This window comes from Agromyces sp. Marseille-Q5079 (genome assembly GCF_051016555.1).
Taxonomy (GTDB): domain Bacteria; phylum Actinomycetota; class Actinomycetes; order Actinomycetales; family Microbacteriaceae; genus Agromyces.
The window spans coordinates 186,669-210,180 of record NZ_JBPEJF010000002.1 but is presented as its reverse complement, the minus strand read 5'-3'; the positions used below and the strand labels follow the sequence as shown (position 1 = coordinate 210,180).

The window sequence follows — 23,512 nt, the reverse complement described above, 5'->3', positions numbered from 1 at the left end:
CGCGGGCGCGGTCGCGTCGCGCAGCCCGGCGGTCGGCGCGTGCCTGACGGCGTCGGTCGCCGGCGGAAGGCGTCCGGTCCGCGTGGCGGCCGTGTTCGGTGGTGGTGACGGTCATCGTGGGGCTCCAACGGGGAGAGGTCGGCCGACCGGCCGAGGGGCGGTTCCTGGCAGGGGCGGGGCGGGCGCCGCGGCGGGCAGGGAGCGGCGCAGCCACGCCCGTGCCCTGCCGCCGTTCCTGCTCATGGCCCGAGCCTGCCGGGGGTGCGGCGGTGCGGGATCCGTGCCCGCACCTGACCTCCACCGGGGCCAGCACTGACCACCCGGTCGGGACACCCGGTCGAGGCACCCCTAGTTTGGGGGTACAGGGCGGCTCGGTGCGCGCGGTATGTTCGCGGGAGCGGCTGCCGCCGTGTTCACGTGCCTGACGACCGGAGGGTGCCATGAACGACGCCTCCCCCCTGCGCGTCGCCATAGCCGATGATGCCCTGCTGCTGCGCGAGGGCATCGCGAAGGTGCTCGAGAGCGGCGGAGTCGACGTCGTGGCCTCGGTCGGCACGGGCGACGAGCTCGTGGAGATCGTGCGCGCCGGCGGCATCGACGCGGCCGTGCTCGACATCCGGATGCCGCCGACCCATCGTGACGAGGGCATCGTCGCGCTCGAGCAGATCCGCGCCTCCGGGTCGGAGATCGGCGTGCTGCTCCTCTCGATGTACGCCACGCCCGAGTACGCGCTGCGCGTGATGCAGGCCGGCAGCGGCACCGGGTACCTCCTCAAGGAGCGGGTGTCCGAACCCGAGACGCTGGTGCGCGCCGTCGAGACCGTCGCGGGCGGCGGTTCGGTCGTCGACCCCGAGGTCGTCGAGCAGCTCGTGAAGCGCTCGCGCGCCGACGACCCGATCTCACGGCTGACCGAGCGCGAGCGGTCGGTGCTCGAGCTGATGGCGCAGGGCTACTCCAACGGCGGCATCGCCCAGACGCTCTTCCTCGGGCTGAAGACCGTCGAGACGCACGTCCGCAGCATCCTGCAGAAGCTCGACCTCGAGGAGTCGCCCGAGCACCACCGGCGCGTGCTGGCCGTGCTCACCCTCCTCGGCGAGAGGTGATGGCGCCCGGCCGCAAGGGCCGGATCATCAGGCGCACGATCACGATCACCCTGGCCGTGGCATTGAGCCTCGCCATGGAGATCGGCGGCTACCTCGCCACGCCCGAGGCCGAGCGACCCGAGCTCTCGTACTCGACGCTGCACGCGATGGTCCCGCTGGTCTTCGCCGCCTGCGCGGGGGTCGCCTGGCACATCGGTCCGGCGCGCACGCCGGCGCGGCTCATGATCGCGTTCGTCGTGCTCTGGATCCCGCAGTCCATCTACCGGATCATCGGCGAGTGGGAATGGGTCTGGCCGATCGTGCGCGGCGTCGACCTCGCCTGGGCGGTGATCGCGGGCATCCTGGTGCTCGTCTACCCGAAGGGCACCTTCAGCGGCCGCTTCGAGCGCACCATCGCCGCGATCGCGCTCGGCTCGTTCCTCGTCAACCTGGTCGTGGTCGTGCTCTTCGCCGGCCCCGAGGCGAACCCGTGCGACTGCTCCCCGAACGCGTACCGCATCGGCGAGGCCCCCGTGCTCTTCGCGGCGGTCGACATGGGATACCGCGTGGTCGGCGGCGCCCTCGCGCTCGTGATCGCCGGCCGCCTGCTCGTGCGGTGGATGCGGGCGAGCGTCCCGGCGCGCACGGTCGCGTTCCTCATGCCGGTCGCCCTGCTCGCGTGGGCGCTCACCCTCGCGGCGCAGGCCGTGAACTACGCGACCGCCGCCGAGGACGGCGTGCTCGCCACGGTGTCCCTCGTCGCGATCGCCTCCATCCCGGTCAGCTTCGACGCCGGAATCGCGCACACCCGCAACATGCGGGCACGGGTCGCCGACCTCATGCGCATCACGCGCGAGGGCGCCGATCGCGGCCTCTGGGCGGAATCGCTCGCCCGGACCCTCCGCGACGAGTCCGTGCGCGTCTACTGGTGGGACGACGCGAAGGGGCGGTACGCGGATGCCGCGGGCAGCCCGATCTCCGAGGCCGACGCCGATGGACAGCACGGCCACGGGCTGCTGCCCGTGGCATCCCCGCTCGGCGCGCCGATCGCCCTGATCCGGCACGACCGGGTGCTGACCGACAACATGCGCCTGCTCGACGGGGTCTCCAGCGCATTGCGCCTCTCCGTCGACAACGGGCGGCTGCGCTCCGAGATCGAGCGCACGCTCGAACATGTGCGCCAGTCGCGCCAGCGCATCGTCGAGGCGGGCGTCGAGGCGCGGCGGCGCATCGAGCGCGACCTGCACGACGGCGCCCAGCAGCACCTCGTCTCGCTCGGCATGCGCCTGCGGCTCGCGGCGAACGCCGCCCGCGACGCCGGCGAGACCGGGCTCGCCGAAGACCTCGAGGAGACGATCGCCACGCTCAACCAGGCGCTGCGGGAGCTGCGCGAGCTCGCCCACGGCATCCACCCGAGCCTGCTCTCCTCTGGCGGGCTGGCGCTCGCCGTGCCGGAGGTCGCCGGACGTTGCCCGGTGCCCGTCGAGGTGGAGGTGCAGGCCGAGGGGCGCCTGCCCGAGATCATCGAGTCCACGGCGTACTTCGTGCTCGCGGAGGCGCTCGCGAACGTGGCGAAGCACTCGCGGGCGACGCGGGCCTGGGTGCGCGCGAACGTCGTCGCCGACGAGCTCGTGCTCGAGGTGCGGGACAACGGCGTGGGCGGGACGTCCGTCGATGCGGGAACGGGCATGCTCGGCATCGCCGATCGCGTCGACGCGGTCGGGGGAACGATCGAGGTGACGAGCCCTCCGGGTGCCGGCACGACGGTGTCGATCAGGATCCCGTTGGCCGGTCCGCTGGTCGAGTAGGCGTCGCAGCCGTCCCGCAGTCGGTCGTGCTCCGGCGCCGTGTCGGGGCCGGAGCTCCGCGACCGCCGGTCAGGGTCGCCAGCGCGCGACCGCGAGGTCGATGCGGTAGCCGTCGTCGTCGCCGCTGGGCAGCAGCGGCGTGCCCTCGCGCTCGTAGTGCACGCGCGCGGACTCGGCATGCCCCGCCGGCGGACGACCGCCCGCACGGATGACCCGCCACCACGCGACATCCGACCCGTACCGGGCCATGACGCCGCCGACCGCGCGGGCTCCGCGGGTTCCGAGCAGCGCCGCGACGTCGCCGTAGGTCGCGACCTGCCCGGACGGGATGTCGGCGACGACCATGAGCACGGCCTCGACGAACCCGACGGGCTGCTGCGTCATGGTCGCTGCGCTCGCTCGAGCGCTCAGAGCTCGAGCGCGCCGATCACGTCGCCGTACGCCGTCTCGCCGACGTCGGTGAAGCCGATGCGGTGGAAGAACGCCTCGGGGCCCTCTTCGCCGGGCTCCCAGAGCACGGTGATGCGGTCGAACCCGCGACGCTTGGCCTCCTCGGCGAGCGACTCGGCGAGGAACCGGCCGACGCCCCGGCCCTGCACGTCGGCGTCGACGTTGATGCGCCAGATGCAGGCTCGGAACTCCTCATGGGTGTTCTCGGGATCGAAGTTGCCGTGGATGAATCCGACCACGCGGTCTTCGAGCGTCACGATGCGCTGCCACGACGTGGCGGGGTTCACGACCGTGGCCTCGGCGGAGTAGGTGACCGGGGCGATGAACTGCTCCTGGCCGGGCTTGAGTGAGAGCGTGTTCGCCGCCACGATGTTCGACGCGTTCAGTTCTTCCAGTCTCAGCTCACCCATGCTGCCAAGGCTAACCTGTGACGCGCCGGAGCCGGTAGCCGCGATGTCATGAACAGCGGGTTGCCCTGTCGGGCCGGCCCGGAATGTCTCGATGTCAAGATACTCGGGGGGACGCGGTAAACTCGTCGACGGCGTTCGCGCGCCCTCTCGAGACTTCCTCGATTTTTCCCGAACGACCGCAAGGAGACCACGCACCGTGTCCAAGATCAAGGTTGAAGGCACCGTCGTCGAACTCGACGGCGACGAGATGACCCGCATCATCTGGCAGGCCATCAAGGACCAGCTCATCCACCCGTACCTCGACGTGAACCTCGAGTACTACGACCTCTCGATCCAGAAGCGCGACGAGACCGACGACCAGATCACCGTCGACGCCGCCCACGCCATCCAGAAGCACGGCGTCGGCGTCAAGTGCGCGACGATCACGCCCGACGAGGCGCGCGTCGAGGAGTTCGGCCTGAAGAAGATGTGGCGTTCGCCCAACGGCACGATCCGCAACATCCTCGGCGGCGTGATCTTCCGCGAGCCGATCATCATCTCGAACATCCCGCGCCTGGTCCCGGGCTGGAACAAGCCGATCATCGTCGGCCGCCACGCGTTCGGCGACCAGTACCGCGCCACCGACTTCCGCTTCGAGGGCGAGGGCACGCTCACGATGACCTTCACCCCGAAGGACGGCTCCGAGCCGCAGCAGTTCGAGGTCTTCCAGTCGCCGGGCTCCGGCGTCGCGATGGGCATGTACAACCTCGACGAGTCGATCCGCGACTTCGCGCGGGCCTCGCTCAACTACGGCCTCTCGCGCAACTACCCGGTGTACCTCTCCACCAAGAACACGATCCTGAAGGCCTACGACGGCCGCTTCAAGGACCTCTTCCAGGAGGTCTTCGAGTCCGAGTTCAAGGAGGCGTTCGACGCCGCCGGCCTCACCTACGAGCACCGCCTCATCGACGACATGGTCGCGGCATCCCTCAAGTGGGAGGGCGGCTACGTCTGGGCCTGCAAGAACTACGACGGCGACGTGCAGTCCGACACCGTCGCGCAGGGCTTCGGCTCGCTCGGCCTCATGACCTCGGTCCTGGCCACGCCCGACGGCAAGGTCGTCGAGGCCGAGGCGGCGCACGGCACCGTCACGCGCCACTACCGCCAGCACCAGCAGGGCAAGCCCACGTCGACGAACCCGATCGCCTCGATCTACGCCTGGACGCGCGGCCTCGCGCACCGCGGCAAGCTCGACGGCAACCAGGAGCTCATCGACTTCTCGCTGACCCTCGAGGACGTCGTCATCAAGACGGTCGAGTCGGGCGCCATGACCAAGGACCTCGCGGCCCTCGTCGGCCCCGAGCAGGCCTACCAGACGACCGAGGAGTTCCTCCAGTCGCTGGCCGACAACCTCAAGACGCGTCTCGCGGCGTAGTCGAACGGTTCCACACGAGGGGGCGGATGCTGCGGCATCCGCCCCCTCGTCGTCTCGCCGGGCGGCGGTCGGGGGCCGATCACGAATCGGTAACGAGGCGGAAAAGCTCGGTCGGACTCTTGCAATTCATTTGTTCGTAAGCTTTACTAACAAACATGTCAACGGAGGCGCAGCGAGGTCAGACCCTCGAGAGCCCGACCCCCCAGGGGGTCGGCGCCGACGTGCTGACCACGCCGTTCGTCAACGCCCCGATCTTCACCAGGTCGCGGGCCCTCCGCCCCACCGGCAAGGTGCTCCCCGAGCATGCGCGCAGCCACAATCGCGCCCTCGTCCTGCAGACGCTGTACACGGCCGGCGCGCAGAGCAGGGCGGATGTCGCCCGCGAGACCGGGCTCACCCGCGTGACCATCTCCGACCTGGTCGCCGAGCTCATCGCCGAGGGCCTCGTCATCGAACTCGGCCAGCGCGAGACCGCCCGGCCGGGCAAGCCCGCGATCCTCATCGACGTCGACCGGGCCGCGTTCCAGATCATCGGCCTCGACCTCTCCGACCACGAGCGCTTCCTCGGCGCGATCGTCGACCTCGACGGCGGCATCGTGTCGCGCGACGAGGTCTCCCGCGACGGCGCGACGGGCGAGGCAGCCGTCGCCCTCGTCGACGCACTCGTCGCCCGGCTCGTCGCCGCCGCGACGGCCCCCGTGCTCGGCATCGGCGTCGGCTCCCCGGGTGTCGTCGACCCCAACGGCGTCATCCGCTCGGCGCCCAACCTCGGCTGGCAGGGGCTCGACCTCCAGGGCCGACTGCACGCCGAGTTCGCCCTCCCTGTGCATGTCGGGAACGACGCCAACGTCGCCGTGCTCGCCGAGCACGGCGCCTCCACGAGCGACGACCTCCTGCTCGTCAAGGTCGGCCACGGCGTCGGCGCAGGCCTCATCATCGGCGGCCGCCCCGTGATCGGCAGCGGATTCGCCGCCGGCGAGATCGGCCACGTCATCGTCGGCACCGACGGCGGCCCGCGCTGCGCGTGCGGCAAGTCCGGATGCCTCGAGACCTGGCTCGCCGTGCCCCGGTTGACGGCGCAGCTCGACGCCCTCGGCGACGCCGAGCACGCGGCATCCGATCGCGAGGCCATCCTCACCGAGGCCGGGCGTCGCCTCGGCATCGTCCTGGCACCGGTCGTCGGTGCCCTCAACCTGTCGGAGGTCGCGCTGAGCGGCCCCGCCGAACTGCTTGACGGACCGCTCGCCCTGGCGGCCGTCGAAACGCTCCGGACGCGGACGATGGCGGAACACAACCGTGATCTGAGGCTCCGGATGACCGAGCAGGCGCAGGACATCGTCCTCCGCGGCGCGGCCGTCATGGTCCTCTCCGGACAACTCGGGGTCTTCTGACCGGGACCCCACGCACCAAGGGTGCAGCGAACCCCCGCTGTCGCCCACACCCCATGAAAGGAAACGCAAATGAGGAAACTCGGCATTGTGGCGCTCGGCGCCGCTGCTGCCCTGACCCTCGCCGGCTGCAGCACCGGTGGCAGTGACTCGGCGTCGTCCGACGGCGGCGACATCACCGTCTGGGTCGTCGGCACCGACACCCCCGACGACGCGCGCGCGTACCTGAAGGACACGTTCGAATCCGAGAACGAGGGCTGGACGCTCACGGTCGAGGAGAAGACCTGGGCCGACGTGAGCGACACCTACGCAGCTGCGCTCCAGTCCAACGACTCGCCCGACGTGGTCGAGGTCGGCAACACCCAGACCGCGAGCTTCGCGGACCAGGGCCTGTTCCTGCCGCTCGACGACTTCAACACCGACGACTACCTGCCGGGCCTCGTGCAGTCGGCGACCTACGACGGCGACCTCTACGCTGCTCCGTACTACGCCGGTGGCCGCATCGTCTTCTACAGCCAGCAGATCCTCGGCGACACGGCTGTCCCGACGACGCTCGACGAGTACGTCGCAACGGGCAAGGCGCGCAAGACCGACACCCTGTCGGGCATCTGGGCACCGGGCCGCGACTGGTACAACGCCCTTCCCTACGTCTGGGCGCACGGCGGCTTCATCGCCGAGCAGGACGGCGACGCCTGGAAGGCCGGCTTCTCCAGCGAGGGCGGCATCGAAGGCCTGACCCAGCTGCAGGACGTCTACCTGAACGCGTCCAACGCGGCCAAGGACGGCGACGAGACCGACCCGCAGGTTCCCTTCTGCGCCGGTGAGGACCTCTTCCTCTCCGCTCCCGCATGGGTCCAGTGGTCGATCACCGCTCCGGCCGACGCCGAGGCGCCCGGCTGCCCCGACACCTACGGTGCCGACCTGCACGCCTTCGCCCTGCCGGGCCTCGAGGCGGGCGAGACCGCCCCGATCTTCGCCGGCGGCTCGAACGTCGCCGTCGCGACGAAGAGCGCGAACCCCGAGCAGGCTCGCGCCGCGCTCGACATCATGGCGAGCGCCGGCTACCAGGACCTCCTGGCCGCCGGTGGCCTGACCCCGGGCCTCACCGCTTCGGCGGCGAACCTGCCCGACACCGAGATCGCCAAGGCCCAGGCCGTGGCGCTCGCGAACTCGCAGGTCACCCCGACGACCCCGAAGTGGGCCGAGGTCGAGGCTGCGCAGATCATCCAGGAGGCGCTCGTCAAGATCGCCCAGGGCGGCGACGTGACGTCGATCGCCACCGACCTCGACAAGCAGATCGAGGACATCCTCAACAGCTAGTCCTGTTGACCCAGCGCGGGGGGCGGAGTCCCACACAGCTCCGCCCCCCGTTCCCCTGCCGGGATCACCCCACGACCGGCGTACCATCAGTCCCACCGCGGTCCGCCGCGCACCACCCGAGGAGCAGCCGATGAGCGCAACCCTCACGGAATACGACGCAGCGCCGCGCACGCCCGGTACCCGCCCTCCACGACCCGATGCCGCCGCAGGTCGTGCCCCCAAGAAGAAGAAGTTCCCGTTCGCGCCGTGGATGCTGCTCGCCCCCAGCATCGTGTTGCTGGCCGTGATGGTCGTCTACCCGACGATCGTCATGTTCATCACCTCGTTCACCGACCTCGAGATCAAGAACAAGATGCTCGACACCCCGGCGAACTTCGTCGGATTCGACAACTACCTCGAGGTCTTCACCAAGTCCGACTTCCCGGCCGTGCTCGCCCGAAGCCTCGGCCTCATGGTCGTGCTGACCGTGCTCATCGTCGCGGTCGGCATGCTGATCGCGCTGCTCATGCTGCGCCTCACGAAGGGCTGGCGACTGCTCGTCTCCGTCGGCCTGCTGCTCGCCTGGGCGATGCCGCCGCTGTCGGCGACCGTCGTCTGGGGGTGGATCTTCGACACCGACTACGGACTCGTCAACTGGGTCCTGAACACCCTCACCGGCACGCAGGACTTCCGTGGCCACAGCTGGCTCGCCAACCCCTGGTCCTTCATGATGGTCCTCGTCATCATCATCGTCTGGCAGAGCATTCCCTTCGCGGCCTTCACGTTCTACGCAGGGTTGGGCCAGGTGCCCGACGAGGTGCTCGAGGCCTCGCAGCTCGACGGCGCGAATGGGCGGCAGCGGTTCCGGCTCATCGTGCTGCCGTACATGCGCAACGTGCTCACGGCCGTGATCGTGCTCGAGACGATCTGGAACCTCCGCATCTTCACGCAGGTCTACGCGTTGCAGCAGCAGGGCGGCCTCGTCTCCGAGACGAACGTGCTCGGCACCTACCTGTTCCGGCAGGGGCTCGGCGAGTTCGGCGTGACCGCCGCCATCGGCGTGTTCATGGTCATCCTCCTCATGGGCATCTCCTACTACAACGTCCGTTCCAGCCTGAAGGAGGAGGAAGCGTGACCACGCAGATCTCTCCCGCCGTCCAGCTCGCCGAGACCCCGGGGCGCATGACGCCCGGCACCCTCAAGGACCGCCGCACGCATCGCCGCCGCGCTCCGAAGGCCCTGATCAACACCGTCGCGATCCTGGTGTTCCTCTGCTCGGTCTTCCCGGTCTACTGGATGGTGAACATGTCGTTCACCCCGTCGAACCAGATCATCAGCCGCAATCCGAGCTTCTTCCCGCTCGACTTCACGTTCAAGAACTACGTGACGGCCTGGTCGCGCGAGGCGGCCCCCGGCCAGACGGACTTCCCGCACGCGCTCGCGTCGAGCCTGATCGTCGCGCTCTCGGTCGTCGTGGTCTGCGGCATCTTCGCGTTCCTCGCGTCGATCGCGCTCGCCCGCTTCGCCTTCCGTGGTCGCTACGTGTTCATCGTCAGCGTGCTCGTCGTGCAGATGGTGCCCGGCGAGGCGATGATGTACACGATCTACAACATGGTCGACGACTGGCGCCTCATGAACACCCTCATCGGACTGTTCATCGTGCACCTCGCATCCGTCGTGCCCTTCACGATCTGGACCCTCCGCGGCTTCGTCGCCGGCGTGCCCGCCGAGCTCGAGGAGGCCGCCCAGATCGACGGCTGCACCAAGGCGCAGGCGTTCTGGAAGGTCACGTTCCCGCTGCTCGCACCGGGGCTCGTGTCGACCGGCATCTTCGCCTTCATCCAGAGCTGGAACGAGTTCCTCATGGCGCTCCTCTTCCTCAAGGGCTACAACCTCACCCTGCCGCCGTGGCTGAACTCCTTCCAGTCGGCGACCGAGGCCACCAACTGGGGTGCCGTCATGGCCGGGTCCACGCTCATCGCGCTGCCCGTGGTGATCTTCTTCCTCTTCGTGCAGGGCCGCATGACCGGCGGCCTCGTGAGCGGAGCCGTCAAGGGATGAACGCGTCGCACCACACCGACGCGGCCTCGGGGCTGCGTCGGGACATCCACACGACCCTGCTCCCGGGCTTCGTCGGCACGACCGCGCCGGAGTGGCTGCTCGCCAGGCTCCGCGACGGACTGGGCGGCGTGTGCGTCTTCGGGCCGAACATCGTCGACGCCGAGCAGTTGCGCTCGCTCAACGCGAGCCTCCGTGAGGCCAACCCGCTCGCCGTCGTGGCCATCGACGAGGAGGGCGGCGACGTCACGCGCCTCTTCTACGACCGCGGCGCGCCGTACCCCGGCAACGCGGTGCTCGGCCGGCTCGACGACACCGGGCTGACCGAGCGGGTCGCCCGCGAGGTCGGCGCGGCGCTGGCGGCCACGGGATGCACCGTGACGTTCGCCCCCGACGTCGACGTGAACTCCAACCCCGACAATCCCGTCATCGGCGTGCGTAGCTTCGGCACCGACCCCGAACTCGCCGCGCGGCACACGTCGGCATGGATCCGCGGCGTGCAGTCGACCCGCGTCGCCGCGAGCGCCAAGCACTTCCCGGGCCACGGCGACACCGCGACCGACTCGCACCTCGCGCTGCCCGTCGTCGACGAGCCCCTCGAGGTGCTCCGCGAGCGCGAGCTCGTGCCGTTCCGCGCGGCGATCGCCGCGGGAACGCGCACCATCATGACCAGCCACATCCTGCTCCCGCAGCTCGATGCGGAGAACCCGGCCACCCTCTCTCCTCGCATCCTGCAAGGCCTGCTCCGCGAGGAGATGGGGTTCGAGGGCGTCATCGTCAGCGACGCCCTCGACATGAAGGGGGCGAGCGGCGTGCATGGCATCCCCGAGGCTGCCGTGCGCGCGCTCGCCGCCGGTTGCGACCTGCTCTGCATCGGCTCGGAGAACACCGACGCGCAGATGGACGACATCGTCGCGGCGATCGAGGCCGCCGTCTCGGCCGGACGCCTTCCGGCCGAGCGCATCGCTGAGGCCGCCGCACGCGTGCGCGCCCTCAGCGCCGACGTTCCCGCGGTCCCCGAGACGGTCGCGGGCCTCGAGCCCCTGCACGATGAGGGCGAGCTCGCCGCCTTCGCCGCGTCCTTCGAGGTGACGGATGCCGCGCGCACGCGCCTCTCGGCCGCCGACCGCATCGGCACGATCGTCCGCATCGACACCGTCGCGAACATCGCCGTGGGAGTGGCCCCGTGGGGACCGTTCGCGTCCTCATCGGTCGACGGCGCCCCCGCCTGGTTCGCCGACGCCCAACTCGTCGCCGTCTCCGACGGGCGGCGGCTCGACGAGGTCGACGCACTGGCGGGTCCCGTGCTCGTCGTGGGCAAGGACCTGCACCGGCATCCGTTCGCGGTCGATGCGATCGAGCGGCTGCGCGCGTCGCGCGACGACGTCGTGACGGTCGACATGGGCTGGCCCTCCAACGATCGGGCGTACGCCGACGTCGCGACGTTCGGCGCCTCGCGGCTCCTCGGCGAGGTGCTGCTCTCGTTCGTGGGCACCGCGCTCGCCCCGGCTCCGGTGGACGTGGCATGAGGCTCGGCATCGACATCGGCGGCACGAAGACCGCGGCCGTCGCGATCGGCGCCGACGGCGAGCTCAGCGACCTCGTGCGCCTGCCCACCGGGTTCGGCGGTCCGGCCGTGCTCTCGACGGCGCGACAGGTCGTGCGGCGCATGAGCGAGCTCGCGGGCGTCGACGCGTCGTCGTTCGACTCGATCGGCATCGGCATCCCCGGGGCGGTCGACACCGCGACGGGCCGGGTCGAGCACGCCGTGAATCTCGGGCTCGAGGGCCTCGACCTCGGCCCGCGCCTCTCGGCCGAGCTCGGGGTCGGCGTCCGCGTCGAGAACGACGTGAAGGCCGCCGCCCTGGGGGCGCATCACCTCCTGGGCGTCGCCGACGGCGTGACCGCGCACTCGATGGCGTACCTGAACCTCGGAACCGGGCTCGCCGCGGGCATCGTGCTTAACGGTGAACTCCTGCGCGGCGGTCACGGCGTCGCGGGCGAGATCGGCCACATCCCCGTCGATCCCGCGGGCGTGCTCTGCAGCTGCGGCCAGCGCGGCTGCCTCGAGACCCTCGCCTCCGGTTCCGCGATAACCCGCATGTGGCCGACCGAGCACCCCCTCCCGGCGCGCGAGCTCTTCGACCTCGCCGAATCCGGCGATCCGCGCGCCGTCGAGGTGCGCGAGCAGTTCCTCCGGGGCGCGGCATCCGCGGTGCGCCTGCTGGCGCTCACGACCGACGTCGACGACATCGTCATCGGCGGCGGACTCGCGGCGCTCGGCGAGCCGCTCCTGCTCGGCGTTCGCCGTATCCTGAACGAGTGGTCGGGGGACTCCGCGTTCCTCGCCTCCACCGACCTCGCGGATCGCGTGCAGGTCATTCCCCTCGGATTCCCGGCGGCCGCCGTTGGCGCAGCGCTGGTAGGAGAACCCTCATGGCAGAACTCGTAATCGTCGCCGACGAGCAGGCCGCCGGCGCGCTCGTCGCCGACGCGATCGCCTCGCTCATCCGACGCAAGCCCGATGCCGTCCTCGGGCTGGCCACGGGCTCGACGCCGCTGGCGACGTACCGTGCGCTCGCGACGCGCATCGCCGATGACGCGATCGACGTCCGCGGCGTCCGCGGCTTCGCGCTCGACGAGTACGTCGGGCTGCCGGCCGGACACCCCGAGAGCTATCGCGCGGTCATCACGCGCGAAGTCGTCGAGCCGCTCGGGCTCACGCCCGAGCTCGTGCGCGTGCCGAACGGCGATCCGTCCACGGTCGAGCACGCCGGCGCCGACTACGAGGCGGCGATCACGGCGGCGGGCGGCGTCGACCTGCAGATCCTCGGCATCGGCCGCACCGGGCACATCGGCTTCAACGAGCCGGGATCCTCGCTCGCCTCGCTCACGCGCGTGAAGACGCTCACCGAGCCGACGCGGGCCGACAACGCACGATTCTTCGACGCTCCCGAGGACGTCCCGATGCACTGCATCACGCAGGGCATCGGCACGATCCTGCGCGCCCGGCACCTCGTGCTGCTCGCGTTCGGCGAGGCCAAGGCCGATGCGATCGCGGCTGCCGTCGAGGGCCCCGTCACGGCGAGCCAGCCCGGTTCGGCGGTGCAGCTGCACCCGCACACGACCGTGATCGTCGACGAGGCCGCGGCCGCGAAGCTCGAGAACCTCTCGTACTACCGCCACGCCTGGAACAACAAGCCCGCCTGGCAGGGCATCTGAGCCCACCGGCGACCCGACCGGGTCGGATGCCGCGGGGCGTGCGCTGAGGCGCCGCACCGCGGCATCCGTCGTCTCCGGCCCGCACCGCGGCGTGGTTCGCGAATCGGCGCCGGGCGCCACCAGCTCCTGCGCCGGGCGCCATCAGCTCCGGCACCGTGGACGCCCGACCGGCTCAGCGGGGGAGGAGCTCCCGCATCGCCTCGATGTAGGCATCGGCGTCGAAGCCGTCGAGCAGTGAACGCTGCAGGAGGAAGCCCGGTCCCATGCCGAGCACGGCGGGGGCGACGCGCGCCGCCCAGGCCTCGGGCGACCCGTCGACCCGGTCGGGGTCGGCCTCGGCCCACATCAGCAGGTTCGCTTCGATCAGGGCGCGGAGCCGGGCGAACACGCCCTGCACGAGCGTGCGGATCTCGTCGTCGGCGGCCGCCTCGCCCCAGAGCTGCACGATGACCTGCCCGAACGGCTCGCGGTCGATGCCGCGCAGCACGGTGGCCATGAGGTCGCCGGGGGAGGGCACGTCGCCGTCCGCCCGAAGGGCGTCGAGCTCGGCGCCGCGGGCGTTCAGCACGCGATCGGCCGTCGCGGAGAAGAGTTCCTTCTTGCCGGCGAAGTGCCCGTAGATCGCACCGGCCGATAGGCCCGACGCCTCGATGACGTCGGCCATCGAGGTGCGCTGGATGCCCCGTTCGCTGAAGCAGCGCAGCGCGGCATCGATGATCTCGTCGCGGCGAGCGGCGCGGTGGGCATCGGTGACCTTGGGCATTCGGGCTCCTCCTGAGAACCGGGCGGACGTCCTGAAACCGAACGGACGTTCTGAAACCGAACGGACGTTCTTTGACAAGCATACTGGGCGGGCGCATAATAAAGAACGAACATTCGCTTTTTATGGAGGAACCATGTCGCATCCCGACGCGATGAAGGCGCACACGCCGCTGCTGCGTGTCACGGCGATCGCACTCGCGCTCGTCGCCCTGGTCGGCGTGATCGTGCTGGCCTTCTCGTGGCCGACCGTCACCGCCGACCCGAAGGACCTGCCGGTCGCGCTCGCCGGGCCCGCCGAAGCCGTTGAGGCGGCATCCGAGGCGATCGACGAGAAGGCAGACGGCGCCATCGCGCTCGAGACCGTCGACGACCGCGCGGCCGCCGTCGAGGCGATCGAGCAGCGCGACGTCTACGGCGCCGTGATCCTCGGGCCGGAGCCCGAGGTGCTGATCGCCTCGGGCGGCAGCACCGTCGTCGCCCAGATGCTCACCGGGGTCGCCGCGAGCCTGCAGGAGGGCCTGAACGCGCAGATGCAGGCCGCCGCGGCCGCGGCAGGAGCGCCCGCACCGGCGACCGTCGAGGTCGTCGTCACCGACCTCGTCCCGCTCGCAGAGAGCGACCCGCGCGGCACCGGCATCGCGACCTCCATCTTCCCGCTCGTGCTCGGCGGCATGATCGGCGGCATCGCGATCTCGTTCCTCGTGATCGGCGCACTCCGCCGCGTCTTCGCGGTGGTCGTGTACGGCGTGGCGGGCGGCCTCGTCCTCTCGGCGGTCCTCGGCGGCTGGTTCGGGTCGCTGCAGGGCGGCTACTGGGCGGATGCCGCGGCCATCGGCCTCGCGCTCACGGCCATCGCCGCGCCGATCACCGGGTTCGTCGCGCTCATCGGTCGCGCCGGCATCGCCTTCGGGCCACTCGTGATGCTGCTCTTCGCGAACCCCCTCTCGAGCGCCAACGCGCCCAAGGAGTTCCTGGTGGCGCCGTGGGGCGAGGTGGGCCAGTGGTTCCCGCCGGGTGCCGCAGCGACCCTCCTGCGCGACCTGTCGTACTTCCCCGAGGCCGATGCCTCGTTCCCCTGGCTCGTCCTGGGTGCGTGGACGGTCGGCGGCCTGCTGCTGTCGATCATCGGGCACTTTCGCACGGCGGGCGGAGCCGAGCCCGACGCGGAGGCGGCGGTCGCCGTCTGAGTCCGGGTGTGCGAACGGCCCCGGGATCCATCGGATCCCGGGGCCGTTCCGCGTCTCGCGGCGACCGGTCAGTCGGCCAGTCGGCGCCGTCCGTGGATCAGTCCGCTGATCGCGGCGACCACCGCGAACACGACGGCGACGACCGGCTGGCCGAGCATCCACCATCCGATCGCGGCGCACGTGAAGATGACGATCTCGACGAGGGCCTGGCCGAACACGTCGATCTGGAACACGGCCTTCGGCGAGAGGAAGAGCGCCCACGCCAGGATCGCGAGGGCGGGGGCGCCGAGGCCGACGAGGATGCCGGGCCAGGGCAGCGGGAAGGCCAGGAAGCCCCAGATGCCGAGGCTGACGAAGGCGAACAGCTCCAGCAGGAAGCGGAGGATGTCGTTCGGGCCGATCTTGGGCTGGGGCTGCGATGGTGCGGTGCTCACGGGTACCCAGCCTACTTCGAGCCGGGCCGTGGTTCCGCCTCGCCCGGTTTCACCGAGGGCGAGGCGAGGGGCACGTTCGCGCCGTCGTCATCGGAAGATGATCGTGCGCGCCCCGTCGAGCAGCACGCGGCGCTCCGCGAACCACTTGACCGCCTGGCTGAGCGTGCGGCTCTCCTCGTCTTGACCGATGGCGACGAGTTCGGAGACCGAGCGCGAGTGGTCGACGCGCACCACGTTCTGCTCGATGATGGGGCCCTCGTCGAGGTCGCTCGTGACGAAGTGCGCGGTCGCGCCGATGAGCTTGACGCCGCGTCCGTGGGCCTGCCGGTACGGGTTCGCACCCTTGAAGCCGGGGAGGAACGAGTGGTGGATGTTGATGCATCGGCCGGCGAGCGCCTCGCACAGCTCGGGGGAGAGGATCTGCATGTACCGGGCCAGGACGACCAGCTCGATGGCGTGGGCGTCGACCGCCTCGAGCACGCGCGCCTCGAACGCGGACTTCGCCTCGGGGGAGGTCACCGCGACAGCCTCGAACGGGACGCCGTAGAAGTCGACGAGGTCGCGCAGCGTGCCGTGGTTGGAGAGCACGAGCGGGATCTCGATGGGCAGCTGGCCCGCGTGCTGGCGGAAGAGCAGGTCGTTGACGCAGTGCCCCGCGGTCGAGGCGAGCACGAGCGTTCGCAGGGGCCGGCCCACCTCGTCGAGGTCCCAGGTCATGTTCCAGCGGGCCGTGATGGGCAGCAGGGCGGCCTCGAACTCGTCGCGCTGCGCGGGCGACTCGATCTGCACGCGCATGAAGAACCGGCCGGTGTCGAGGCTCGCGAACTGCTGGCTCTCGGTGATGTTGCCCCGGGCGGCGACGATCGCGCCGCTGATGGCGTGCACGATGCCGGGCGAGTCGAGGCAACTGAGGGTCAGGACCCAGTGGTTCAGGTGTTCGTGAGCGGCGGCCGAGGTCATCCGCCCAGCGTACCGGGGAGGGCGCCGCCGGCCGTTCGCGGCGGTCAGCCGCGAGTGATGCCCGCGGCCGGCCCCGTGCGGTCTCCCGACGTGTAGCGCACGCTGACCTCGGCGAAGTTCGAGATCAACTCGATCAGGTTCCCGGATGCCACGGCCCGGCCGTTGCCGTCGAGGAGCACGTCGCGGCTGAGCCACCGGCCGATGCGCAGCTCGACCGTGGTTCCGGGCGCGCCGCGGTACTCGCCGCGCCAGCCGCCGCGATCGGGGCTGAGCACGAGTTGCGGGCTCGACAGCGTGATCGGGACGAGGGCGGCCGCGGAGCGGTTGCCCGCCGCATCCGTCTGGGTGAGCGCGAGCGTCGTCGTGCCGGCCGGCAGGTCGGGGAAGGCGAGCGTCCACCGGCCCTGAGCGTCTGCCGTCGTGGTCTGGAGGCGTCCGTCGACGGCGGCCTCGACGAGCGCGCCCGGTTCGGCGGCACCGGCCAGGATCGGGTCGACGAGCCCGCCGGCCGTGTCGGCCGAGTCGACGCTCGGGGGATCCGCCACCGTGTCGACGGGCGGCTCGGGCTCGGGCGTCGGCGTCGGTGTGGGCGTCGGCGTCGGGATCGGCGTCGGCGTCGGGGTGGGGCTCGGCGTCGGTCCGGGCGTCGCTCCGGGGTCGAGGGGCCGCGGAACCGTCGGCTCGCCCGGGGACGGGGGCGCCGTGGGTTCGGCCGGCCGGGTGCCCGGACGCGAGAACGGCGGGACCGGGACGACCGAGGGGCCGTCGGCCTCCGCGCCGGGCTCCGCCGGATCCACGATCGGCGTGGGCTGCGATTCGGGCGACGACGACGGAGGCGGCGCGGTGTCGACGGAGTGGTCGGGCGCCGCCGCGGCGGCATCCGGTGCGGTCCCCGCCTCGGCGGGGGCCCACGACGGCAGCACCACGGCGACCGCGACGACGGCGGCGGCGAGCGTCAGCACGCCGACACCCGCGCCGATCGCCGCGGCGCTCACGCCCGCTCCGCCCGCACTCGCTCCGCCGGCACCGACGCCGCTCGCTCCGGCGCCGCCGGTGCCGGTTCCCGTCGTCGCACTCGAGGCCGCGCCGCCCGCGCCGCCGTCGCCCGTGAAGCCGATCGGGGCCGCGCCGAGCGCGACGTTCGAGACGGGCGCGCCCTGCGACAGCCATGCGGAGTACGCCGTGGCGCCGCCGACGCCCGCCACGAGCGGGAGCAGCACGAGGGCGAGTCGGGAGCCGACCTCGCGCGCCTCGGCGGCGACGATCGTGCAGCGTGCGCAGTCGTCGAGGTGGGCCTCGAGCCGGGCGGTCTCGCGGTTGCCGAGCTTGCCGCGCGTGTACGTGCCGAGGCGCTGGATGCTCCAATCGCACTCGGGTTCGTTCTTCGCATCGCGCAGGTGCGCGCGGATCCACGCCTGGCGCAGGCCCTCACGAGCGCGGTACGCGAGCGCCGCCGTGCTGTTCGCGCTCATGCCCACGAGCGGGGCGATCTGCGCCGGTGACATGCGCTCGACCTCGGAGTACCAGAGCACCTCCTGCCAGCGCGTCGGCAGGGAGCGGAACGCCTGCGCGGTCGTCGACCGGTCGAGGGCCTCGAGCGTCGCGGCGTCGTTCGTGCTCGGATCCTCGAAGGACTCCAGCGTCTCGAGCGTCGTCTCGTGCCGAGCACGACCCCAGCTCGCGGCCGTGTTGCGGACGGTCGTGAACAGGTACGGACGGAACGCCCCCTGCGGACCGCCGCCCGCGAGCAGCATGTCGTAGATGCGCGTGAACGATTCCGAGACGAGGTCGTCGGGGTCGAGCGAGCTGAACGAGCGGGCGACGGTGCGCGCGGCCGGCGCGTGCCGCTGCCAGAGCTCGCCGTAGGCGGCGCGGTCGCCGCGGCGCGTTCGTTCGATGAGCGCGGCGTCGGCCGACGGCGCTTCGCGGACGCGAGGCATGCCGCCTCCTCGGGTATCGGGTGTTCGGGTGCTCCCGGCCGAGCGACGATGCGGGCTGATCACGGCGCGGTCGGGGTGGGCTGAAGCCCATTCCACCAGAAATCTCCGTCCACCGCGTCATGATTCGACACCGGGCGCGTCTCTCCAGTGAGGGCGACCGAGCGGAGTCCTTGCGGACGACGGTTCGGGGCTCGCCCCGGTCCGTGGTCTCGCTCGACCGGCACGGCCGTGGGAAGGGTGGCCGGTCGCCCGGAGCGGGTCCGGAGGCGAAGGGGAACACGCCTGCGGATCCGCTCACCGGGCTCGAGGCATGGCGGGTGCGGCGATGCACCGGGCGACAGGTCGAGCGGATGCCGCGTGCACGCCGTCGCGAGCCGCGACGGCGATCAGGCGAGTCGGACGCCGGCGCCCCAGACCGCCTCGACGGCGAGGTCGTCGCCGAGCAGGACGGCATCGGCGCCGTAGCCGGCCTCGAGGCGCCCGAGATCGTGTGCGCGGCCGATCGCGGCCGCCGGCACCTCGGTCAGCGCCGCGACGGCGACCTCGATCGGCAGCCCTGCGGCCTGCACGGCCTGGCGCAGGGCGACATCCTGCGTGAGGGTCGAGCCGGCGATCGATCCGCCCTCGACGAGTCGTGCGACGCCCTGCACCACGTCGACCTCGAGTGATCCGAGCAGGTAGCGGCCGTCGGCCGAGCCGGTCGCGGCCATGGCGTCGGTGATGAGCGCGATGCGCCTGGGGGCTCCGGCGAAGGCGAGGCGCACCACGTCGGGATGCACGTGCACGCCGTCGTTGATCACCTCGAGGGTGACGTGCGGCGCGCGCATGGCCGCGACGACGGGGCCGGGCATGCGGTGATGGATGCCGCGCATGCCGTTGAACGCGTGGGTGAGCAGCGATGCGCCGGCGTCGAACGCGGCGAGCGAGGTCTCGAAGTCCGCACCGGTGTGGCCGACGGCGACGCGCACACCGGCAGTCGTGAACCTGGCGATGGCCTCGGCGGCGCCCTCGTGCTCGGGCGCGATCGTGATCTGGCGGAGCGAACCGCCGGCCGCGTCGAGCAGGCGGTCGACGGATGCCGCATCCGCTGTTCGCAGCAGGCCCGGGTCGTGCGCCCCGCGGAACTCGGTGTCGAGGAAGGGGCCCTCGAGATGGGCTCCGAGGACGCGCGGGTCACGGGCCGCGACCGAGGCGATGGTCTGCAATTGGGCGACGAGGTCGTCGACCGCGGCCGTCACGAGCGAGAGGACGGTGCGCGTGGTGCCGTGTGCGCCGTGGACCGCGAGGATCCGTTCGATCGCCTCGGGGCCCTCGTCGGCCGCGGCACCGCCGGCGCCGTGGCAGTGGATGTCGATGAACCCGGGCGAGAGCAGCCGGCCCGCGGCATCCGTCGTCGCCTCGTCGGGCGCCGCTGCGGAGCGCCATCCGTCGCCGACGCCCTGGGCGAGCACGCGGTCGCCCTCGAATCGGACCCACGCGTCGTCGATGACGCCGGTCGGGCGGATCAGCCGTGCGGAATGGATGAGGGTGGAACGTGGGCTCACGAGGCAACGATAACGTCGTAGCCGTATTCGGCGAGACGTTGGCGTTGCTCGGCGGTCGCTCCGTCATCGGTGATGACGGTCGCGAAGAGCCGGCGGGGGCCGATCGCCGCGAAGGCGCGCTTGTCGATCTTCGAGGAATCCGCGACGAGCACCGCGTGGGTGGCCCGCGAGGCCATGAGCGTGTTCACGGCGGCCTCGCGCTCGTCGTGCGAGGTCGGCCCGACGACGGCGTCGATGCCGTTGACGCCGATGAAGGCCAGGTCGAGCGTGATGCTGCCGAGCACGGTGTCGGCGTACGAGCCGACGAGCTCGTAGGAGCGGGCGTGCACGACCCCGCCGGTGACGACCGTCTTGATCTGCGGGCGCACGGCGAGCTGCATCGCGATGTTGAGGGCGTTCGTGACGACGGTCAGGCCGGGATCCGTGGCCGGCTCCATGATGTCGGCACGCGACATGAGCGCGTCGGCGATGGCGGTCGCCGTGGTGCCGCCGCAGAGGCCGATGACCGCGCCGCGCGGCACCAGGGCGCTCGCGGCGCGGGCGATCGCGGACTTCGCGTCGGGATTCTGCTGGTTCTTGTACCGGATCGGCAGGTCGTAGGCGACCGAGTGGGCGACCGCCCCGCCCCTGGTGCGGGTGAGCAGCTGCTGCTGGGCGAGGGCGTCGAGGTCGCGCCTGGCGGTCGCCGGCGAGACGCCGAGCCGCTCGACGATCTGCTCGACCTCGACCTGGTTGTCCTCGGCGAGCAGGTCGAGCACGGCGCTGAGGCGCTCGGCACGGTTCATACGGTGCGATCCCTTCCTGCGGATCCGAAGAGGTCGAGCAGTCTCGCAGCCTCGACGCCGAGGGCGTCGCGGCCTGCGGCCAGGACCTTCCGCGAGTCTACGGTCGTGGGGTGCGCATCGAGGTAGGCGCGGATCGCGCCCGTGAACTGCACGTTGAGGTGCGTCGACACGTTGATCTTCACGAGGCCCGCCCGGATGCCCTCGACGATGAGCTCGTCGCCCACGCCCGAGGAGCCGTGCAGCACGAGCGGCACCGGCACGGCCGACCGGAGTCGGGCGATGAGGTCGAGGTCGATGGCGGCCACGCGCTCGACCATGGCGTGCGACGAGCCGACGGCGACGGCCAGTGCGCCGACGCCCGTCTCGGCGACGAATCGCGCCGCCTCGTCGGGGTCGGTGCGCACCCCGGGCGCGTGGGCGCCGTCCTTGCCGCCGATCTCGCCGAGTTCGGCTTCGACGAGCACCCCGGCGGATGCCGCGTGCGCGACCACTCGACGGGTCGTCGCGACGTTCTCGGCGAACTCGAGCTTCGCACCGTCGTACATCACGGAGCCGAAGCCGAGGTCGATCGCGCGGAGGGCGAGCTGTGCGTCCTCGGCGTGGTCGAGATGCACGGCCACGCGGGCGCTCGACGCGTCGGCGATCGAGAGCGTCGCCAGCGCGATGGGCTCGAGGGCGCCGTGGTAGCCCACGCAGTTCTCCGAGAGCTGCAGGATGACGGGACGGCCCGTCCGCTCGGCCGCGGCGACGAGCGCCTCGGCCGTCTCGAGGTGCAGCACGTTGAACGCGCCGAGGCCGCGGCCGGCCTCGGCGGCCTCGTCGAGGAGGGTGCGGGTGGGGGTGAGCGTCATGCGTGGTCCTCGGTGGGCGGGGCGGAGACGAAGACCTCGGACTCGAGGTCGCGGTGGTTCGGCGCGAGCGAGCCCGCGAGCGGGGCGAGCACGGCGGAGGCCGACCAGCCGGTCGCGAGCCGGGCGAGTCCGCGCCGGGCCGTGGCCGCCTCGGTCGTGTCGGCGTCGAACTCGACGGGCAGGCGCAGCGACGCCGCGATGGCGGCGACGGCCGCGTCACCGGCACCGGTCGCGTTGCCGCGCAGCGCCCGTGGAAGGCGCGCGCGCACGGGCACGCCGCGCTCGGCGCGGCTGACGAGCATCAGCCCGTCGGAGCCGAGCGAGACCACGACGAGGCGGGCGCCGAGGTCGAGCAGCGCGTGCGCGCCGGCCACGGGATCGTCGAGGCCGGTCGCCGCGGCGAGCTCATCGGCGTTGGGCTTCATGGCGTAGGCCCCGGCGCGCGCCGCATCGAGCATCGACGGACCGCTCGTGTCGACGATCACGCGGACGCCGCCGGCCGCGAGGTCGCGGACGAGCGCGGTCAGGTGCTCGGCGGAGAACCCTGAGGGCAGGCTGCCGGAGATCGCGGCGACGCCGGCGATCGACGACCCCTCGAGGGCGAAGCTCCGGGCCCGGGCGAGGAGGGTCTCGACCTCGTCGTCGCCGAGCGGGGCGCCGAACTCGTTCAGCACCGACGCCTCCGCGGCATCCGTGTCGACGATCGCGAGGCTGCGCCTGGTCGCGCCGGCGACGTGCACCAGGTGGTGCGGGATGCCGCTCGCGGCGAGGTCGGCGGCGAACTCGGCGCCCGACGTGCCGCCGACGGTCGTGAGGGCCAGCACGTCGTGGCCCTGCGCGTGCAGCACGCGGGCGACGTTCAGGCCCTTGCCGCCCGCCCGCGCGATGCCGGTGCCGACCCGGTGGGTCTCGCCGGGATGGAGCCCGGCGACCTCCCACGTCAGGTCGAGCGCGGGATTCGGCGTGACGGTGAGGATCATGCGCCGACCCGCTCCCGGGCGATGAGCGCGGCACCGAGCAGGCCGGCGTTGCCGCCGAGTTGCGCGGGCACGAGCTTGGGACGGCGGTGGAAGCTCAGCCGGGCGTCCACGCGCGCCGCGAGCGGGAGGAACAACGCGTCGCCGGCGCGGGAGAGCCCGCCGCCGATCACGACCGCCTCGGGCGCGAGCGTCGCGGCGAGCTGGCACACCGCGAAGGCGAGCGCGTCGAGCGCCCCTTCCCAGACGGCGATCGCGTCGGGGTCGCCGGCCTCGGCGCGCGCGAGCACGTCGCGCGCGCCGTCGACCGCGGTGCCGGTGCGCTCGGCGTAGCGCCGCACGATCGCGCCGGCCGAACCCACGGCCTCGAGGCATCCGGATGCGCCGCACGGGCACAACGGGCCGTCGGCGACGGGGGAGTGGCCGAGTTCGCCCGCGTACCCGCCGCCCAGGTGCGGCCGGCCGTCGAGGATCAGCGAACCGGCGATGCCGGTGCCGATCACGAGCACGACGACGTCGTCGAAGGCCCGCGCTGCGCCGAGGCGGTGCTCGGCGAGGCTCGCACCGGTCACGTCGTGATGGAACGCCACGGGCATGCCGAGTGCGCCCTCGGCGAGGTCCCTGAGCGGCGCGTCGCGCCAGCCGAGGTTGCTCGCGTAGACGCCGATGCCGCGCTCGGCGTCGACGATGCCGGGCACGAGCAGGCCGGCGCCCGCCGGTCGGAGATCGGGATGCCGCTCGCGGAGTTCGCCCGCCAGACGGGCGAGGTGCGCGGCGACGGCCTCGGCGGTGCGCTCCCCGTCGAGCGGGGTCGGCGTGCGGGTCAGGCCGAGCACGGTGCCGTCGGCGCCGATGACCGCGGACTTCGTGTCGGTGCCGCCGACGTCGAACGCGAGCACGACGGGGCCCGGCCCGAGCACGGAGACGTCTGCGGTGGCCAT

At 71.9% G+C, this 23,512-nt stretch carries 22 protein-coding genes; 11 read left to right on the top strand and 11 right to left on the bottom strand.

Annotation, left to right across the window (positions count from 1 at the left end; genetic code table 11):
* Positions 1–440: 440 nt before the first annotated feature.
* On the top strand, positions 441–1,103 hold the full coding sequence (locus ACR3IO_RS04765) for a response regulator (protein ID WP_434070028.1): 663 nt from the start codon (positions 441–443) through the stop codon (positions 1,101–1,103).
* Positions 1,103–2,890, top strand: coding sequence for a sensor histidine kinase (locus ACR3IO_RS04760; RefSeq protein ID WP_434070027.1), 1,788 nt, complete (start codon positions 1,103–1,105; stop codon positions 2,888–2,890). The genes ACR3IO_RS04765 and ACR3IO_RS04760 overlap by 1 nt, the downstream gene beginning before the upstream one ends.
* Positions 2,891–2,959: 69 nt before the next feature.
* On the opposite strand, the gene ACR3IO_RS04755 is transcribed toward ACR3IO_RS04760, so the two are convergent.
* Both ACR3IO_RS04755 and ACR3IO_RS04750 read right to left on the bottom strand, forming a co-directional pair.
* On the bottom strand, positions 2,960–3,274 hold the full coding sequence (locus tag ACR3IO_RS04755) for an MGMT family protein (RefSeq protein ID WP_434070026.1): 315 nt from the start codon (positions 3,272–3,274) through the stop codon (positions 2,960–2,962).
* 23 nt (positions 3,275–3,297) lie between these two features.
* Positions 3,298–3,750: a GNAT family N-acetyltransferase gene (locus ACR3IO_RS04750; RefSeq protein ID WP_434070025.1), complete on the bottom strand. Its 453-nt coding sequence runs from the start codon at positions 3,748–3,750 to the stop codon at positions 3,298–3,300.
* 196 nt (positions 3,751–3,946) lie between these two features.
* Between ACR3IO_RS04750 and ACR3IO_RS04745 the strand changes: the two genes are divergently transcribed.
* The 8 genes from ACR3IO_RS04745 to ACR3IO_RS04710 all read left to right on the top strand — a co-directional run bounded on the left by ACR3IO_RS04745 (position 3,947) and on the right by ACR3IO_RS04710 (position 13,131).
* Entirely contained in the window at positions 3,947–5,164 is a 1,218-nt protein-coding gene (locus ACR3IO_RS04745; protein ID WP_434070024.1) for an NADP-dependent isocitrate dehydrogenase, read from the top strand.
* A 155-nt stretch (positions 5,165–5,319) separates the two neighbouring features.
* Complete coding sequence (locus tag ACR3IO_RS04740) at positions 5,320–6,555, top strand: ROK family transcriptional regulator (protein WP_434070023.1); 1,236 nt, start codon at positions 5,320–5,322, stop codon at positions 6,553–6,555.
* A 69-nt stretch (positions 6,556–6,624) separates the two neighbouring features.
* The gene (locus tag ACR3IO_RS04735) at positions 6,625–7,872 is read left to right on the top strand and encodes an extracellular solute-binding protein (RefSeq protein WP_434070022.1); all 1,248 of its coding nucleotides are present in this window, start codon (positions 6,625–6,627) and stop codon (positions 7,870–7,872) included.
* 130 nt (positions 7,873–8,002) lie between these two features.
* On the top strand, positions 8,003–8,986 hold the full coding sequence (locus tag ACR3IO_RS04730) for a carbohydrate ABC transporter permease (protein WP_434070021.1): 984 nt from the start codon (positions 8,003–8,005) through the stop codon (positions 8,984–8,986).
* The gene (locus ACR3IO_RS04725) at positions 8,983–9,912 is read left to right on the top strand and encodes a carbohydrate ABC transporter permease (RefSeq protein ID WP_434070020.1); all 930 of its coding nucleotides are present in this window, start codon (positions 8,983–8,985) and stop codon (positions 9,910–9,912) included. The genes ACR3IO_RS04730 and ACR3IO_RS04725 overlap by 4 nt, the downstream gene beginning before the upstream one ends.
* Positions 9,909–11,438: a glycoside hydrolase family 3 protein gene (locus tag ACR3IO_RS04720; protein WP_434070019.1), complete on the top strand. Its 1,530-nt coding sequence runs from the start codon at positions 9,909–9,911 to the stop codon at positions 11,436–11,438. Before ACR3IO_RS04725 ends, ACR3IO_RS04720 begins: the two co-directional genes overlap by 4 nt.
* Positions 11,435–12,361 (top strand): ROK family protein, encoded by a 927-nt coding sequence (locus ACR3IO_RS04715; protein WP_434070018.1) that lies wholly within the window; start codon positions 11,435–11,437, stop codon positions 12,359–12,361. The genes ACR3IO_RS04720 and ACR3IO_RS04715 overlap by 4 nt, the downstream gene beginning before the upstream one ends.
* Complete coding sequence (locus ACR3IO_RS04710) at positions 12,346–13,131, top strand: glucosamine-6-phosphate deaminase (protein WP_434070017.1); 786 nt, start codon at positions 12,346–12,348, stop codon at positions 13,129–13,131. The genes ACR3IO_RS04715 and ACR3IO_RS04710 overlap by 16 nt, the downstream gene beginning before the upstream one ends.
* Before the next feature lie 172 nt (positions 13,132–13,303).
* Here ACR3IO_RS04710 and ACR3IO_RS04705 read toward each other — a convergent pair whose 3' ends face one another.
* Positions 13,304–13,894 (bottom strand): TetR/AcrR family transcriptional regulator, encoded by a 591-nt coding sequence (locus ACR3IO_RS04705; protein WP_434070016.1) that lies wholly within the window; start codon positions 13,892–13,894, stop codon positions 13,304–13,306.
* Positions 13,895–14,027: 133 nt separating this feature from the next.
* Between ACR3IO_RS04705 and ACR3IO_RS04700 the strand changes: the two genes are divergently transcribed.
* Positions 14,028–15,080, top strand: coding sequence for a hypothetical protein (locus ACR3IO_RS04700; RefSeq protein ID WP_434070015.1), 1,053 nt, complete (start codon positions 14,028–14,030; stop codon positions 15,078–15,080).
* A 68-nt stretch (positions 15,081–15,148) separates the two neighbouring features.
* On the opposite strand, the gene ACR3IO_RS04695 is transcribed toward ACR3IO_RS04700, so the two are convergent.
* The 8 genes from ACR3IO_RS04695 to ACR3IO_RS04660 form a co-directional block, all read right to left on the bottom strand.
* Positions 15,149–15,514: a YrdB family protein gene (locus tag ACR3IO_RS04695; protein WP_434070014.1), complete on the bottom strand. Its 366-nt coding sequence runs from the start codon at positions 15,512–15,514 to the stop codon at positions 15,149–15,151.
* A gap of 87 nt (positions 15,515–15,601) precedes the next feature.
* On the bottom strand, positions 15,602–16,474 hold the full coding sequence (purU, locus tag ACR3IO_RS04690) for a formyltetrahydrofolate deformylase (protein WP_434070013.1): 873 nt from the start codon (positions 16,472–16,474) through the stop codon (positions 15,602–15,604).
* Between the two features lie 44 nt (positions 16,475–16,518).
* Entirely contained in the window at positions 16,519–18,414 is a 1,896-nt protein-coding gene (locus tag ACR3IO_RS04685; protein ID WP_434070012.1) for a sigma-70 family RNA polymerase sigma factor, read from the bottom strand.
* Between the two features lie 386 nt (positions 18,415–18,800).
* Positions 18,801–19,958: an N-acetylglucosamine-6-phosphate deacetylase gene (locus tag ACR3IO_RS04680; protein ID WP_434070011.1), complete on the bottom strand. Its 1,158-nt coding sequence runs from the start codon at positions 19,956–19,958 to the stop codon at positions 18,801–18,803.
* Positions 19,955–20,743: a DeoR/GlpR family DNA-binding transcription regulator gene (locus ACR3IO_RS04675; RefSeq protein ID WP_434070010.1), complete on the bottom strand. Its 789-nt coding sequence runs from the start codon at positions 20,741–20,743 to the stop codon at positions 19,955–19,957. The genes ACR3IO_RS04680 and ACR3IO_RS04675 overlap by 4 nt, the downstream gene beginning before the upstream one ends.
* Positions 20,740–21,594: a class II fructose-bisphosphate aldolase gene (locus tag ACR3IO_RS04670; RefSeq protein ID WP_434070009.1), complete on the bottom strand. Its 855-nt coding sequence runs from the start codon at positions 21,592–21,594 to the stop codon at positions 20,740–20,742. Before ACR3IO_RS04670 ends, ACR3IO_RS04675 begins: the two co-directional genes overlap by 4 nt.
* Complete coding sequence (locus ACR3IO_RS04665) at positions 21,591–22,574, bottom strand: 1-phosphofructokinase family hexose kinase (RefSeq protein WP_434070008.1); 984 nt, start codon at positions 22,572–22,574, stop codon at positions 21,591–21,593. Before ACR3IO_RS04665 ends, ACR3IO_RS04670 begins: the two co-directional genes overlap by 4 nt.
* A complete protein-coding gene (locus ACR3IO_RS04660) occupies positions 22,571–23,512 on the bottom strand; it encodes an ROK family protein (RefSeq protein ID WP_434070007.1) in 942 nt (313 codons plus the stop codon). Before ACR3IO_RS04660 ends, ACR3IO_RS04665 begins: the two co-directional genes overlap by 4 nt.

What these genes read in the sequence shown, in the direction of transcription:
- ACR3IO_RS04765 (WP_434070028.1), top strand. Translation starts at nt 441, where the DNA reads ATGAACGACGCCTCCCCCCTGCGCGTCGCCATAGCCGATGATGCCCTG.
- ACR3IO_RS04760 (WP_434070027.1), top strand. Translation starts at nt 1,103, where the DNA reads ATGGCGCCCGGCCGCAAGGGCCGGATCATCAGGCGCACGATCACGATC.
- ACR3IO_RS04755 (WP_434070026.1), bottom strand. Translation starts at nt 3,274, where the DNA reads ATGACGCAGCAGCCCGTCGGGTTCGTCGAGGCCGTGCTCATGGTCGTC.
- ACR3IO_RS04750 (WP_434070025.1), bottom strand. Translation starts at nt 3,750, where the DNA reads ATGGGTGAGCTGAGACTGGAAGAACTGAACGCGTCGAACATCGTGGCG.
- ACR3IO_RS04740 (WP_434070023.1), top strand. Translation starts at nt 5,320, where the DNA reads ATGTCAACGGAGGCGCAGCGAGGTCAGACCCTCGAGAGCCCGACCCCC.
- ACR3IO_RS04735 (WP_434070022.1), top strand. Translation starts at nt 6,625, where the DNA reads ATGAGGAAACTCGGCATTGTGGCGCTCGGCGCCGCTGCTGCCCTGACC.
- ACR3IO_RS04730 (WP_434070021.1), top strand. Translation starts at nt 8,003, where the DNA reads ATGAGCGCAACCCTCACGGAATACGACGCAGCGCCGCGCACGCCCGGT.
- ACR3IO_RS04720 (WP_434070019.1), top strand. Translation starts at nt 9,909, where the DNA reads ATGAACGCGTCGCACCACACCGACGCGGCCTCGGGGCTGCGTCGGGAC.
- ACR3IO_RS04715 (WP_434070018.1), top strand. Translation starts at nt 11,435, where the DNA reads ATGAGGCTCGGCATCGACATCGGCGGCACGAAGACCGCGGCCGTCGCG.
- ACR3IO_RS04710 (WP_434070017.1), top strand. Translation starts at nt 12,346, where the DNA reads ATGGCAGAACTCGTAATCGTCGCCGACGAGCAGGCCGCCGGCGCGCTC.
- ACR3IO_RS04705 (WP_434070016.1), bottom strand. Translation starts at nt 13,894, where the DNA reads ATGCCCAAGGTCACCGATGCCCACCGCGCCGCTCGCCGCGACGAGATC.
- ACR3IO_RS04700 (WP_434070015.1), top strand. Translation starts at nt 14,028, where the DNA reads ATGTCGCATCCCGACGCGATGAAGGCGCACACGCCGCTGCTGCGTGTC.
- purU (WP_434070013.1), bottom strand. Translation starts at nt 16,474, where the DNA reads ATGACCTCGGCCGCCGCTCACGAACACCTGAACCACTGGGTCCTGACC.
- ACR3IO_RS04685 (WP_434070012.1), bottom strand. Translation starts at nt 18,414, where the DNA reads ATGCCTCGCGTCCGCGAAGCGCCGTCGGCCGACGCCGCGCTCATCGAA.
- ACR3IO_RS04675 (WP_434070010.1), bottom strand. Translation starts at nt 20,743, where the DNA reads ATGAACCGTGCCGAGCGCCTCAGCGCCGTGCTCGACCTGCTCGCCGAG.
- ACR3IO_RS04670 (WP_434070009.1), bottom strand. Translation starts at nt 21,594, where the DNA reads ATGACGCTCACCCCCACCCGCACCCTCCTCGACGAGGCCGCCGAGGCC.
- ACR3IO_RS04665 (WP_434070008.1), bottom strand. Translation starts at nt 22,574, where the DNA reads ATGATCCTCACCGTCACGCCGAATCCCGCGCTCGACCTGACGTGGGAG.
- ACR3IO_RS04660 (WP_434070007.1), bottom strand. Translation starts at nt 23,512, where the DNA reads ATGGCCACCGCAGACGTCTCCGTGCTCGGGCCGGGCCCCGTCGTGCTC.